We start from the raw sequence: 12,449 nt of genomic DNA, 5'->3' as shown, positions 1-12,449 counted from the left end.
CAAGCGCTCAACGCGCGCGCTTGGTCGAGCTGGTCGAACTCTTCGGCTTGGCCGGCGCACCCTTGGCGACGCGGATGCCGCGCGCCTTCATCCAGGCATCGAACTCTTCGGCCGTCATGCTGCGGCCGTTCTGCTGCATGTCGAAGCGATGGCCATGCGGCCCCGCTGTGACGGTCACGACATCTTCCTTGGGCGCGCTCTTGCCGCCGGTGCCCGGCGCATGGCTGGCGCACCCCGCCAGCAGGCCGAAGGCAAGCAGCAGTACACAACGCGCCGACGGGCGCGCGATCAGGTTCAACATGACTTTTCCCCATTGGTCTGTCGCCAGCGAGTGTAGGCAGGCGCCACGCGCGGAACCCGGACGTTGGTCGCGCAATCAGCGTCCGCCCGTCGGCGCGAGCGCGTCGCGTTCCTGCGCGTCGAGCAGGCGCCAAGCGCCCTTGGCGAGCGTACCCAGTTCGATGCCCCCGATCGCCACCCGCACCAGCCGCAGCACGCGGATGTCGAAAGCCTCGAGCAACCGGCGGATCTGCCGGTTGCGTCCTTCGTCCAGGACGATCTCCAGCCACGCGTTGCGTTCGCCCGAACGCAGCAACCGCGCATGGCGCGCCGACAGATGCTGGCCTTCCACGTCCACGCCCGCCTGCAACGCCTCGAGCAATGCCTCATCCGGCACGCGATCGACTTGCACGTGGTAGGTCTTGTCGGGGCCATGCGTCGGATCGGTGATGCGCGCGGCCCACTCCGGATCGTTGGTGAACAACAAGAGTCCTTCGCTGGCCTTGTCCAGGCGGCCGACCGGCGCGATCCACGGCAGGCCCGTGCCTTCCAGGCAACGGTAGACCGTGTCGCGCCCCTGCTCGTCGCGGGTGGTCGTGACCAGGCCGCGCGGCTTGTTGAGCATCAGGTAATGACGTGGCGTTGTGGCAGGCGCCTGGCCATCGACCCGCACCACATGGCGGCCGGCGACGATGGGGAACTCAGGATCGCGGACGATACGCCCATCCACGGACACGCGCCCTTCTTCGATCCAGCGCGCGGCTTCGCTGCGCGAGCACACACCCTGCTTGGACAGCACGCGCGCCAGGCCATGGCGCACGACGGGCGTCGCATCGGCGCGAGGGCGCGAACGAGCGCGCCCTCGAAGGTCACGAGGCGGTCGCGGTGCAGGCATTGCGTGGATGCAGAAAGAAACGGCCGGGATACCGGCCGTCGGGAATCAGTTCTTCTTCGCCGGTTCGGCCGGCGCCGGTGCGGGCGCGGCCGCTGGGGTGCCCGGCGCCTTCACGACGCGCACGCCGCGGGACTTCATCCAGGCATCGAACTCGTCGGCCGTCATGCGCTTGCCGTTCTGGCTCATGTCGAAGCGCCACGGCGTGTTGTCGTGCGCGGTCTTCGGCTGGTAGGCGGCCGGGCTATTGGCAACGGCAGCGGCCGGTGCGCCGGTCGGCGCAGGTAGCGCCTTGGCGACGTTGCGGCACCCTTCGATGCGCAGGCGCAACAGGACGCGGTCGACCGACTGCGCTTCATCGAACACATGCGAAGCCAACACGCCCGACGGTGCGCCGAGCTGCGTCGCGGTAGCGGTGAATTCCGGCGCGACCGGCGCGATCACGGTGGCCGGGGACTTCAGCGGCGCCGGCACCAGGCCGCTTGCGCAATCCGGGGCGGCGTAGGCGGCAGGAATGGCGGCGATGCACAGCAGGCTGGCAAGAACGTGGCGGCGCATCGGGCAACTCCTGGATTTCTCAACGTGCCGGGAGTTTAGGCAGCGCGTCCGGGCATGGCAAGAAAATGCGGGGCAGCGCGTGCACCGATGCAAAAACGCGGCGCTCGATCACGCAAGGTGCGCGAACGGCGCCGGAAAAAAGAAGCCCGGCACAAAGCCGGGCTTCGGTACTGCGGGAAGAGCGTCCGATCAGTTCTGGACGTTCAGTTCCGTACGACGGTTGCGCTCGCTCTTGCAGCCCGGCAGGGTCTGCGCGGTCGGCTCCAGCGGACGGCTCTCGCCGTAACCCACCGGGCCCACCAGACGCGAAGCGTTGACGCCGTTGCTGGTCAGGTAGTCGTACACGGTCTGCGAACGACGCTGCGACAGCGACTGGTTGTAGGCGTCCGCACCGCACAGGTCGGTGTGGCCGGCCACTTCGACGCGCAGGTCGGGGTAGCGCTTCAGGATCTCGGCGGCTTCGCTGAGGATCGCGATCGCATCCGGACGCAGCGTCGACTTGTCGAAGTCGAAGTTCACGCCCTTCAGGTCGATCGACACCTGCACCGGGCAGCCGTCCGGACCGATGGTCTGGCCAGCCTGCGAACCGGGGCACTTGTCGTCGCAGTTGTTGACGCCGTCGCCGTCGTCATCCAGGTCCGCGCAGGTGGTGGTCGGAGCCGGAGCCGGAGCCGGGGCGGCTTCCGCCTTCGGACCCAGCGGGATCACGACGCCGACCGAAGCCAGCACGTCGCCGAACCAGCTCTCTTCCTGCTGGTGGATGCCGCCTTCGGCGGTGTAGCTCTGGTCGTCGAAATCAGCGCGGTAGGCCACTTCGGCACGCACGGCGACGCGCTTGTCGAACGTGGTCTGCAGACCCAGGCCCAGCTTCGCGGCCAGGTTGTTGTCACGGCGCTGGGCCGGCGAGTTCGGGCTGTTGATCACGTACTCTTCTTCTGAACGCTGCACGCCCAGACCCGTCACGATGTACGGGTTCCAGCCGCGACCTTCCTTGATGAAGTGGCGACGCAGATCCAGCGACAGGCCGTACTGGCTCCAATTCAGGTCTTCGTTGAAGGAGAAGTTCGGATTCTGATAGTTCAGTTCGCCATCGAGCGACCAGTTCGGGCTGATGAACTTGCCCAGGCCCAGGGTCAGGAACTGGGTGTCTTCGGTACGACGATCGTTGTCCTGCTGGTTCCAGCCGGCCGAACCCGTCAGGTACCAACGGTCATCGAATTCCTGCGCCATCGCAGTGTTCGCGAGGCTCAGGCCGCCCAGCAGCGCGGCGCAGAGAATCTTCTTGTTCATTTGCAGCTCCTTGGAAAGGTTCAGTTGTAGAAAACCAAAAACGTTGCTTCGTGGTTCCGGCGATTCTTTTTGTTATTCGAGGCGACAGACTCCCGTCGCCTTGCTGAACAGATTATGCGTGGGTACGTGAAGACTGTGTTAACGGTACCATAACAAGTTGGGCAAGGTTAACACTCTTCCCGCGAACTGGCACGGATCGCGGCCGAAGGGGACCAGGCAGTCCTTTGTCGAAGCTCCTCAAGTCACTTTCCCGGCAACACACTGATGCGTGCACGCGCCTTGGTAGGACCGCCCGTAGGCACGATGCTGGGTAGATGGATACGCCACTTCCCGCTTCGCTTCCGAGCCTCTTCCTTTCTCACGGCTCGCCGATGATGGCGCTCGAGGATTCCCCCACCGGCCGTTTCCTGGACCACCTTGGCGAACGAATGCACCGCCCGCGCGCCATCGTCGTGGCATCAGCCCACTTCATCCATGCGCGCCCGACCGTCACGGCGACGCCCTCGCCCCGCACGATCCACGACTTCGGCGGTTTCCCCGAGGCGCTCTACCGCATCGAGTACCCCGCCGCGGGGGCCCCGGCGCTGGCGGAGCAAGTCGCCGCGCAACTCCAGAACGCCGGCTTTCCGGCCCAGGTCGATGCGGCGCATGGACTGGACCATGGTGTCTGGGTGCCGCTGCGGCGGATGTATCCCGACGCCGACATCCCCGTGATCGCGCTGTCGGTGAACCCGGCACAGACAGCCGAATGGCATTACCGGCTGGGACAGGCCTTGGCGCCGCTGCGCGCGGAAGGCGTGCTGGTGGTGGGATCCGGCGGGTTTTCGCATAACCTGCGCGCTTTGGACTGGCAACATGCCAAGGCGGCGCCGTACGACTGGGTGGCGGCGTTCACCGATGCCCTGCGCGAGCGGCTGCTGGCTGGCGACATCGCCGGTGCACTGGACTGGACCGGACTGCCCGACGCCCACCGCAACCACCCGACCACCGAGCACCTGTTCCCGCTGTACGTCGCCCTCGGTGCCGGCGGCGAAAATGCCCGAGGCAGGCTGCTCCACCACGACGTCGAAATGGGCGGACTGGCCTTGGATGCGTTCGCCTTCGAACCCGCCTGATCAGGCCTGCAGGCCACGCTCCCAAGGCGGGTTGTCGCCAAACTGCGCGATCAGGAAGTCGGTGAAGGCCCGAACACGCGGCGGTACCAGCCGGCGTTGCGGCATCACCGCGCTGATCGCGGTCGTGGCCAGCGGATAGTCCGGCAACACCACCTGCAACCGACCGGCACGCAGGTCATCGGCGACGTGCCACAGCGAGTGAATGACGATGCCCTCGCCCGCCAGCGAGGCATCGCGCAGGACTTCGCCAAAGTTGCTTTCGAAGCGGCCCTGCACGCGCACCGCCACCTCGCCGCCTGTCGGCGAACCCAGCCGCCACACGTCCTGGCGGCCGCCGCTGCCGAACAGCAGCAAGCAGTCATGCTGGGCCAAGTCCTCCGGTACACGTGGACGGCCGCGCCGACGCAAATAGTCGGGCGAGGCGCACAGCACGCGCCGGTTAGGCGCGATCCGCCGCGCGACCAGGCGTGAGTCATCGAGTGCGCCGATCCGGATGGCCAGGTCGAAGCCTTCGCTGACCAGGTCCACCACGTTGTCGCTGAGGTGGATACTGAGCCTCAGCTTCGGATGGCGCGCGAGGAAGGCCGGCAGCAGCGGCGAAACGTACTGGCGTCCGAATGAGGCGGACGTGGTCACCCGCAACGTACCGGCGACTTCGCGCGCGGCTTCGCGCAGGCCCGTGCCCAGCGTTTCGAGTTCCTCCACCAGCACCCGGCCCTGCTCGGCCAGCGCGGCACCTTCCGGCGTCGGGTGCAGACGGCGCGTGGTCCGGTGCAGCAGGCGCACCCCCAACTCCTTCTCCAGCCGTTTCAGACGCTGGCTCGCCACCGCGACCGACAGGTCGAGGCTGTGGGCCGCCGCCGTGATCGACCCGAGGTCGAGCACACGCAGGAACAGGGCGAGGTCGCCGACACGGTCCATTATCAACAATCCATTGATAGTGATTCGACATATTCACCGTTTCTCATCGTGAAGGGAAGGCGCAAGCTGCGCGCCTTGTTTCCCTTCCCGCTACCTCCATGACCCCCGCCCCCTCCTCTTCGCGGCTGCCGCTGGGCCTGTACGCACTGACGGCCGGCGCGTTCGGCATCGGCACCACCGAGTTCGTCATCATGGGTCTGCTGATGCAGGTCGCCGCCGACCTTCATGTGTCCATCGCCGCCGCCGGCCTGCTGATCTCCGGCTACGCGCTGGGCGTGTTCGTCGGCGCCCCGCTGCTGACGGCTGCCACCAACCGGATGCCGCGCAAGGCGGTGCTGGTCGCGCTGATGGTCGTGTTCACGCTCGGCAACCTGGCCTGTGCGCTGGCACCCAGCTATGAACTGCTGATGGTGGCGCGCGTGGTCACCTCGCTGGCGCACGGTACGTTCTTCGGCGTGGGCGCGGTCGTGGCGACCGGTCTGGTCAGCGAAGAGCGCAAGGCATCTGCGATCTCCATCATGTTCACCGGCCTGACCGTGGCCACGCTGCTCGGCGTGCCTGCGGGTGCCTGGCTGGGCCTGGAGTACGGCTGGCGCGCGACGTTCTGGGCGGTGACCGCGATCGGCGTGTTCGCCACCGTCATCATCGCCACGCTGGTGCCGGCCGATCGAAGTGCGCCGACGCCGCTGCCGTTCCGCGAGGAGCTGCGCGTGGTCACCCGTCCGCAGGTGTTGCTGGGCCTGCTGATGACGGTGCTGGGCTTCGGCGGCATGTTCACCGTGTATACCTACATCCAACCCCTGCTGACGCAGGTGACCGGCTTCGCCGATGCGGCCGTTTCGCCGATCCTGCTCGTGTTCGGCGTGGGCATGATCGTCGGCAACCTGCTGGGCGGACGCTTCGCCGATCGCCGGTTGGCAACGGCTCTGCTCGGCACGTTGGCGTTGCTGGCGCTGGTGATGGGCGTGATGAGCTTCGCGCTGTACAGCCGCTGGGCGATGATCCTCTTCACCGGCCTGCTCGGCGCCGCCGCCTTCGCGACCGTTTCGCCGCTGCAGTTGTGGGTGCTACAGAAAGCGAGCGACGCGCAGAGCCTGGCGTCCAGCCTCAATATCGGTGCCTTCAACCTCGGCAACGCGCTCGGTGCATGGCTGGGCGGCGTGGTGATCTCGCAGGGGCTGGGCCTGTCGGCCTTGCCTTGGGTCGCTGCCTTGGTTCCGGCCTCCGCCTTTGCCGTCGCCCTGTGGTCGCTCACGCTGGAGCGCCGCCAGCGCTTCGCGCTTGCCGCCGATTGCGCGTGACGCTCCCTTCGTCGCATCGTCCCATCGTTTCGCGCGTCGCATCCCGGCGCGCGCCCTGACTCACCACGAGGATCCTCCATGAAAGCTGTCGCCCTGACCCGTTACCTGCCCATCGACGATCCGCAATCGCTGCTGGACGTCGAACTCGAGACCCCCACCGCCACCGGCCATGACCTCCTCGTGCGCGTGGAAGCGGTGTCGGTAAACCCGGTCGACACGAAAGTGCGCTCCCCCAAGCCGCAGGTCGAAGCGCAGCCGAAAGTGCTGGGCTACGACGCTGCGGGCGTGGTCGAAGCCGTCGGCGACGCGGTGACGCGCTTCAAGCCCGGCGACACCGTCTACTACGCCGGCGACATCACCCGCCCCGGCAGCAACGCCCAGTTCCAGCTGGTCGACGAGCGCATCGTTGGCCGCAAACCCGCGTCACTGGATTTCGCGCAGGCCGCGGCATTGCCGCTGACCACGATCACCGCGTGGGAGTTGTTGTTCGACCGCATGCCGTACGCACCGAACGACGGCGGCGCCGGCAAGTCGCTGCTGGTGATCGCCGGCGCGGGCGGCGTAGGTTCCATCGCCATCCAGTTGGCGAAGCGCGCCGGCTTCAGCGTCATCGCGACGGCATCGCGCCAGGACACGATCGACTGGTGCAAGGCGCTGGGCGCCGACCACGTGATCAACCACCGCCAGCCGCTTGGCCCGCAGCTGAAGGCCCTCGGCTTCGACACGATCGATGCGGCACTGAACCTGGCCGACACCGACCGTTACTGGACCGAGCTGGGCGAACTGCTGGCGCCTCTCGGCCATGTCGGACTGATCGTGGAACCCAAGGGCGAGCTCCGCATCGGCGACCCGTACAAGGCCAAGAGCATCGGCATCCATTGGGAGATGATGTTCGCGCGGCCGCGTTTCCGCACTGCCGACATGGGCGAACAGGGCGCGCTGCTGGATCGCGTGGCCGACCTGATCGACGCCGGCGCACTGCGCGGCACGTTGACCGACACGCTGTCGCCGATCAACGCCGCCAACCTGCGCGAAGCGCATCGCCGGCTGGAGTCGGGCACGACCATCGGCAAGCTGGTGCTCGCCGGCTGGTAAACGAGGATTGACTGTGGGAGCGACATGAGTCGCGACTGGACAACGGAGATGCGTGCATCTCCTGAGGGTCCATCGCGACTCATGTCGCTCCCACAGCATCACCCGGGATCACGCGGCCGCGGCGTCTCCGCTGCGGTCGCGCTTCAACACCGCCACCGGCTCCGCCCAGGCGCTCGCGGCGCGTCGCTTGCTGGTCGCGAGCACCAGGTCGGACGGCTCGAACACGTTGACGTTGTGCGTGATCGGCGTGGTCAGGATGTACTGCGCATCGGTCGAGCGCAGGAAACGGCCGACCTTCTCGATATTGGCCACATCCAGGTGCGCGAACGGTTCGTCGATAAAGACGAAGCCGCCCGGCTGTTCCTCATCGCGCAGCAGCGCCACCAGCAGCAGCAGCGACTTCATTACCTGCTGGCCACCGGACGCTTCGCCGTCGTCCAGGCCGATCCAGCCCTTGCGGTCGAAATCGAAGCGCACGGTCAGGCCGGCCTGGGCCAGCGCCGTATCCTCGTTCACCAGCTCGGGCAGTTCCGCATCCACGCCGATGCCTGCCAGTTCTCCCAGCGAGGCCAGGTTGCGCTTGTAGCGGCGCACCGTTGCGCGCAACACATTGATGTAGGCGCCGCGCGCTTCTTCGGTCAGACGGCGCGCACGGTGCAGGTGGGCTTCGCGCTTGCCAATGGCCGCCTCCAGCCCGGCGTGGTCCGCCGCGAACTTGTCCCGCAACGCGACGCACCCCTCGTCCTCGACATAACCGCCGCGCGCGATGCGCTCGTCGATGCGTTCGAGTTCACGCCGCACCGCACTGGCGCTCTCGTACTCCTCCCGCGCCGCACGCAGCGCCGCTGCGCTGCGCCACGCCACCGGCATCTGTGCACGGCGCTTGCGGAAGTCGAGGATCCGTTGCGCGAGCGCGAGACGCTCCTGGCCGATCTGTTGGCCACGCTCGTGCAGCTCGCTGGCGAGTGCCTTGATCTCGCCGGCGCGGCTGGCCGCTGCAATGCCCTCGGCCTTGTCTTGTGCTTCGAGTGCGTCGAGTTGCTGGCGCGCCTCCGCCAGTGCGGCGCCGGCCTCGGCGGCCGCCTCCGCCAGTGCAGGTATCCGCTCGGCGGCGTCGGCGAACTCGGCCGCGCGCGTCACCAGTTCCTGCCCGGCATCGAGGCCGAGCAGGCGCGACTGGGCGGTGTCGAGTTGGCGACGCAGCGACGCCAGTGCATCCTCGCGCACCTGCGCGCGATCCTGCAGCATCGCCTGCTCCGAGCGCAGCGATGCAAGGTTCGCCTGGCGCGCACCGGCACCAAAATGATGCGCACCGCCCCCGATGTGGCGACCACCACGCTGCTCGCGCAGATAACCCTTGGCGGTGATCCAGTCCTGCCCCTTCGGCAATCGATGGCCCGCTTCGACATCGGCCACGCGCTGCAGGCGATCGAGATGCCGCGGCAGCCACGCGGGTGGATCGTCGGAGAAACGGATCACCTCCAGCAGCGAGCCCTTCGTCGCCTTCTCCACCGGCGTGCGGTCGGCGACGACGAAGTGCCGGTATTGCAGCTGTTCGCCGAGGCGCCAGGCCTCGCGCGCGTCTTTGGGGTGCTCAAGCAGTACCAGGTGCCGGTAGGGCGCGAGCACGGCTTCGACCGCCGTCGCCCACTCGGGATCGACGACGTCGACCAGCTCGGTCAGCACGCGGTGGGCGATGCCCTGACGATCCAGCGCGGCGCGGAAGTCGCGCTCGAACGGCTCGACCACCCGGCCACCGCCGCTGATGGCCGCCACCTGCGCGGCGATCTCGCCGCTGCGCTGGCGATCGCGTTCGGCCTCCAGTTTCAGTTCGGCCTGGCGGCGTCGACCATCTTCCAGTTCGCGGCTCAGGGCATTGACATCGGCGCCGCCGCGTTCGGCCTGCAGCCTGGCTAGTTCGTCGTGGCGACGCACCAACGACTCGGCGTCGCGCGCGCGGTCGCGCGCTTGGGTGAACACCGCTTCCGCCTGCCTGAGCCGGGCCCGCGTGTCGGCCAGATCGGATCCGGCGCGATCGCGCTGCACTTGCGCAGCCACTTCCTGCGCCAACAGGTTAGCGTGCGCGCGCTGGCGTTCCCGCAAGGCGCGGCGCAGGCCGGTCAGGCGCGGGCGCGCACCCTCGATGGCGGCGCGCTGGTCGGCCAGTTCCACCTTCGGCGCGATCTCGGTCTGCAGCCGGTTGCGCTGCGAGCGCAACGACAGGCCATCCTCGAACGAGCGCACGTCGGCGCGCGACGATTCCAGCCTGACGTGCAGCTCGGCCAAGCCCTGCTGGAGCTGGGCGATCTCCTTCTCCACGTCAAACTGCTCGTTGCGGGCGCGCTGATAGTCGTCGAGCACCGCCTTGTCTTCGAACACGTCGAAGACCAGTTGCAGCAGCTCGCGCGGCGACAGCTGGCACAGCTTGTCGGTGGCGCCCTGCTCCAGCGTCAGCACGCGGCAGATCGCGCGGCTCAAGCCGGCACCCGCCAGGCGCACACGGTAGTCGCGCACGCCCAACCAATCGCCGCCCTGTTCCAGGGTTTCCACCGGCACATCGCCGGCGACGATCTGGTAGTCCCGCGACCAGTCGCCGCCCCGCTTGCGGATGCGGCAGGCGATGGTCACCTGCTCGTCCATGTGCGGGAAGAACGCACGCTTGCCGCGGCGGTCGACCGGATTGCTGACCACCGCGCGCAACCAGGCGTACGGTTTGCCGTTGTGGCGCAGGTAGGTCTTGTAGTCGCGCGCCATGTCGCGGTCGTCGATGGCCAGCAACGTACGCAAGGCATCGAGCAGCGTGGTCTTGCCGGAGCCGTTCGGCCCCACGACGGTGATGATCGAGGCGTCCAGCGGCAGCGTGTAGCGCTGCCAGTAGTCCCAATGGACGACTTCCAGGCTGCGGAATTCAAACATCGGCTTGGTCCTCGTTCATTTCATCCATGCTTTCGTCCACCGGCGCGGGCGCATTCGCCTGCGAGGCGCGCGCTTCCTCGATCACGTGCGCGAGGGCGCCGTCCATCACGCGGCTGGCGATGCGCTCGTAGTCGAACGCCAGGTCCAGCAGCGGACCTTCGTGAATGCGCTCGCGACGGCGCACGATGAAGCCGTGCCGCTGCAAGGTGCCCAGGCTCATCTGCAGGCGGCCCTTGCCACCCAGGCGGTCGGCGAAATCCGCGAGCAGCGTGCGCTCGTTGAGCGGCTCGACCATGTCGCCGCCGACCGGCACCGGCTTCAGTTCGGCGAACATCTGTTCCTGCTCGTGCTGGCGCTCGCCTTCCTGGCGGGCGATCTGGCGCTGGCGCTTGGGCAGCACCAGCAGCGCCCACAGCACCACCAGCAACGCGATGGCGTCGCGGCCCAGGGACAGGTTGCTGGCGGCCCACGCGTCGCCGTGGCCGAAGACGTCGCTCTCCTGGCCGCGCGCGATGCCGACGGCGACATGCGCCGCGTAGGGATGTTCAAGCAACCGCAGCCCGGCGGCCGCCAGGCGGCGGTCCAGGTCGTCGCGCAGGTCGGCGTCTACAAGCACCTGGCGCACGGCGCGGTCTTCGCGCGGCAGCCAGCGCTCGGCCAGCAGCCGGGCGATCAGGGAAGCGATGGGGTCGTTCATGCGGTGCGGGCTTTCTTCTTGCGGGAGGGCGCCGGCTCGGCCTGCGCCTCGGAGGTCTGCGGCAGCAGGCGGCCGCGGCTCATGTAGGCCACGCCGGCGCGCTGCACGGGTTCGAATTCGGCATCGACATGCCACTGCATCGGCAGCTGCGCCAGCGACGCGGCCACGCCATGGCGGTTCTCGGCACCGGCATCGCCGATCAGGCCGAGCAACGACAGGCGGTACGCGCTGAGCGCGAACCCGTCCTGCGGCACCCAGTCCGACAGCGGCGCTTCGGCATCCAGCGCCGCCAACTGATCGAACCACTGCTCGGCATGGCCGTAGTCGTTCTGCACCACCGGTGCCTGCGACTCCACGGGCGCAGCCTGCGCCGGCGGCAGCGAGGCATCGTCCTGCGCCGCGCGTTCGCGCTCCACCAGTTCGTATTCGGCCACGTCCAGTGCGATCGGCCCCAGCGCGAATGCCGGTTGCGGCAGCCGCGCGAGCACGTCGTCGGCCAGCGCCACCAGCGCGCTGGCATCCGTCGCGCGCAGGTAGCGGTTGACGTCGGACGACGACAGACCGCTCGCACCGAGGTGGACGCGGTGACGGTCGAGCTGGTTGAGGGCGCGCTGGAACACCGACGCCTGCCGCAGCAGCGCGCTCTGAGCGCGCCCGATCTGCTGGGCGACGCGGTGGGTCGCGGTGTCGAGTTCGCCATCAGCGGCGATATCGCGGATCAGCGCCGTGCCCTTCTCCACCCACTGCCAGACCGATTGCAGGGTGTCGGCGGCGCGCTGGATGCGGTGCTCGGATCCGCTGAGCACGGCCTGGTCGAAGTCCTCGCGCAATTCATTGAGCCGCGACAGCAGGTGTTGCAGGTCGTCGGCACCGACGCGGCCCATCGCCTGGCCCGCGGCGAGCTGCGTCGTGACGTAGGCCAGTTCATCGCCCTCCCGGTTGAACTGCAGCAACAGGCCGATCGACGCCAGCGCCTGGCGGCCGACCGGGCTGATGCGATAGCGCTGGCTGGGGGCGTCCCACAGCAGCAGGCCGTTCTCGCGCAGGCGGCCGAGCACGGTGTCGAACTTGACGGGGTCCAGGTAGGCGAACTGCTCGCGGAGTTCCTGCGGCGACCAGTCCGGCGCCTGTCCGCGCTCGCCGATGGTGCGCAGGACCAGCAGGCGCACCATGACGCTCTCCTCGCCGCCGTGGAACAGCGTCGAGAAGGCCCGCAGCAGGTCGCGGGCGTTGAGCAGGGGATGGAGGTCCGGCAGGTCCGCGGCGGCGATGCCGGCGCGCAGGTAGTCGTGCAGGGGCGGTGAGGCGGTATCCATGAAGAGCCGGGAACCTGGGTAGCCCATGGTCCCCGAGCCGCCGACGCCGGACAACTCTTGCAAGCCGGC

At 68.2% G+C, this 12,449-nt stretch carries 11 protein-coding genes; 3 read left to right on the top strand and 8 right to left on the bottom strand.

All coding sequences use genetic code 11. From position 1 onward, the window contains the following. Positions 1 to 7 precede the first annotated feature (7 nt). From AC23D6_RS05640 to AC23D6_RS05625, 4 genes are all read right to left on the bottom strand, one after another. Entirely contained in the window at positions 8 to 301 is a 294-nt protein-coding gene (locus AC23D6_RS05640) for a hypothetical protein (protein ID WP_487752693.1), read from the bottom strand. Positions 302 to 376: 75 nt separating this feature from the next. After that, on the bottom strand, positions 377 to 1,174 hold the full coding sequence (locus AC23D6_RS05635; RefSeq protein ID WP_487751805.1) for a pseudouridine synthase: 798 nt from the start codon (positions 1,172 to 1,174) through the stop codon (positions 377 to 379). Positions 1,175 to 1,219: 45 nt separating this feature from the next. After that, positions 1,220 to 1,729, bottom strand: coding sequence for a hypothetical protein (locus tag AC23D6_RS05630; RefSeq protein ID WP_487751804.1), 510 nt, complete (start codon positions 1,727 to 1,729; stop codon positions 1,220 to 1,222). Positions 1,730 to 1,918: 189 nt separating this feature from the next. After that, positions 1,919 to 3,019 carry an OmpA family protein gene (locus AC23D6_RS05625; protein WP_487751803.1) on the bottom strand — a complete coding sequence of 367 codons (1,101 nt, stop codon included), beginning with the start codon at positions 3,017 to 3,019 and terminating at the stop codon, positions 1,919 to 1,921. Between the two features lie 371 nt (positions 3,020 to 3,390). Between AC23D6_RS05625 and AC23D6_RS05620 the strand changes: the two genes are divergently transcribed. Further along, positions 3,391 to 4,134, top strand: a complete 744-nt coding sequence (locus AC23D6_RS05620; protein ID WP_487751802.1) for a DODA-type extradiol aromatic ring-opening family dioxygenase — start codon at positions 3,391 to 3,393, stop codon at positions 4,132 to 4,134. On the opposite strand, the gene AC23D6_RS05615 is transcribed toward AC23D6_RS05620, so the two are convergent. Further along, positions 4,135 to 5,055, bottom strand: a complete 921-nt coding sequence (locus tag AC23D6_RS05615; protein ID WP_487751801.1) for a LysR family transcriptional regulator — start codon at positions 5,053 to 5,055, stop codon at positions 4,135 to 4,137. Positions 5,056 to 5,153: 98 nt separating this feature from the next. Here AC23D6_RS05615 and AC23D6_RS05610 point away from each other — a divergent pair, with 98 nt between their 5' ends. Continuing rightward, positions 5,154 to 6,356: an MFS transporter gene (locus tag AC23D6_RS05610; protein WP_487751800.1), complete on the top strand. Its 1,203-nt coding sequence runs from the start codon at positions 5,154 to 5,156 to the stop codon at positions 6,354 to 6,356. Positions 6,357 to 6,434: 78 nt separating this feature from the next. Continuing rightward, complete coding sequence (locus AC23D6_RS05605; RefSeq protein WP_487751799.1) at positions 6,435 to 7,451, top strand: zinc-binding alcohol dehydrogenase family protein; 1,017 nt, start codon at positions 6,435 to 6,437, stop codon at positions 7,449 to 7,451. A 108-nt stretch (positions 7,452 to 7,559) separates the two neighbouring features. On the opposite strand, the gene AC23D6_RS05600 is transcribed toward AC23D6_RS05605, so the two are convergent. The 3 genes from AC23D6_RS05600 to AC23D6_RS05590 are packed head-to-tail and all read right to left on the bottom strand — an operon-like array spanning position 7,560 to position 12,380. Continuing rightward, complete coding sequence (locus AC23D6_RS05600) at positions 7,560 to 10,367, bottom strand: AAA family ATPase (RefSeq protein WP_487751798.1); 2,808 nt, start codon at positions 10,365 to 10,367, stop codon at positions 7,560 to 7,562. After that, positions 10,360 to 11,064: a hypothetical protein gene (locus AC23D6_RS05595; RefSeq protein ID WP_487751797.1), complete on the bottom strand. Its 705-nt coding sequence runs from the start codon at positions 11,062 to 11,064 to the stop codon at positions 10,360 to 10,362. Before AC23D6_RS05595 ends, AC23D6_RS05600 begins: the two co-directional genes overlap by 8 nt. Beyond that, complete coding sequence (locus AC23D6_RS05590; protein ID WP_487751796.1) at positions 11,061 to 12,380, bottom strand: hypothetical protein; 1,320 nt, start codon at positions 12,378 to 12,380, stop codon at positions 11,061 to 11,063. The genes AC23D6_RS05595 and AC23D6_RS05590 overlap by 4 nt, the downstream gene beginning before the upstream one ends. Positions 12,381 to 12,449 lie beyond the last annotated feature (69 nt).

This window comes from Pseudoxanthomonas sp. G3, from assembly GCF_057654715.1.
The sequence above is the reverse complement of the archived record's forward strand: the minus strand, read 5'-3'. Positions and strand labels throughout refer to the sequence as shown.

Bases quoted from the DNA above. Each gene is read 5' to 3' on its own strand.
- AC23D6_RS05640 (WP_487752693.1), bottom strand. From the start codon at position 301: ATGTTGAACCTGATCGCGCGCCCGTCGGCGCGTTGTGTACTGCTGCTT.
- AC23D6_RS05635 (WP_487751805.1), bottom strand. From the start codon at position 1,174: ATGCCTGCACCGCGACCGCCTCGTGACCTTCGAGGGCGCGCTCGTTCG.
- AC23D6_RS05630 (WP_487751804.1), bottom strand. From the start codon at position 1,729: ATGCGCCGCCACGTTCTTGCCAGCCTGCTGTGCATCGCCGCCATTCCT.
- AC23D6_RS05625 (WP_487751803.1), bottom strand. From the start codon at position 3,019: ATGAACAAGAAGATTCTCTGCGCCGCGCTGCTGGGCGGCCTGAGCCTC.
- AC23D6_RS05620 (WP_487751802.1), top strand. From the start codon at position 3,391: ATGATGGCGCTCGAGGATTCCCCCACCGGCCGTTTCCTGGACCACCTT.
- AC23D6_RS05615 (WP_487751801.1), bottom strand. From the start codon at position 5,055: ATGGACCGTGTCGGCGACCTCGCCCTGTTCCTGCGTGTGCTCGACCTC.
- AC23D6_RS05610 (WP_487751800.1), top strand. From the start codon at position 5,154: ATGACCCCCGCCCCCTCCTCTTCGCGGCTGCCGCTGGGCCTGTACGCA.
- AC23D6_RS05605 (WP_487751799.1), top strand. From the start codon at position 6,435: ATGAAAGCTGTCGCCCTGACCCGTTACCTGCCCATCGACGATCCGCAA.
- AC23D6_RS05600 (WP_487751798.1), bottom strand. From the start codon at position 10,367: ATGTTTGAATTCCGCAGCCTGGAAGTCGTCCATTGGGACTACTGGCAG.
- AC23D6_RS05595 (WP_487751797.1), bottom strand. From the start codon at position 11,064: ATGAACGACCCCATCGCTTCCCTGATCGCCCGGCTGCTGGCCGAGCGC.
- AC23D6_RS05590 (WP_487751796.1), bottom strand. From the start codon at position 12,380: ATGGATACCGCCTCACCGCCCCTGCACGACTACCTGCGCGCCGGCATC.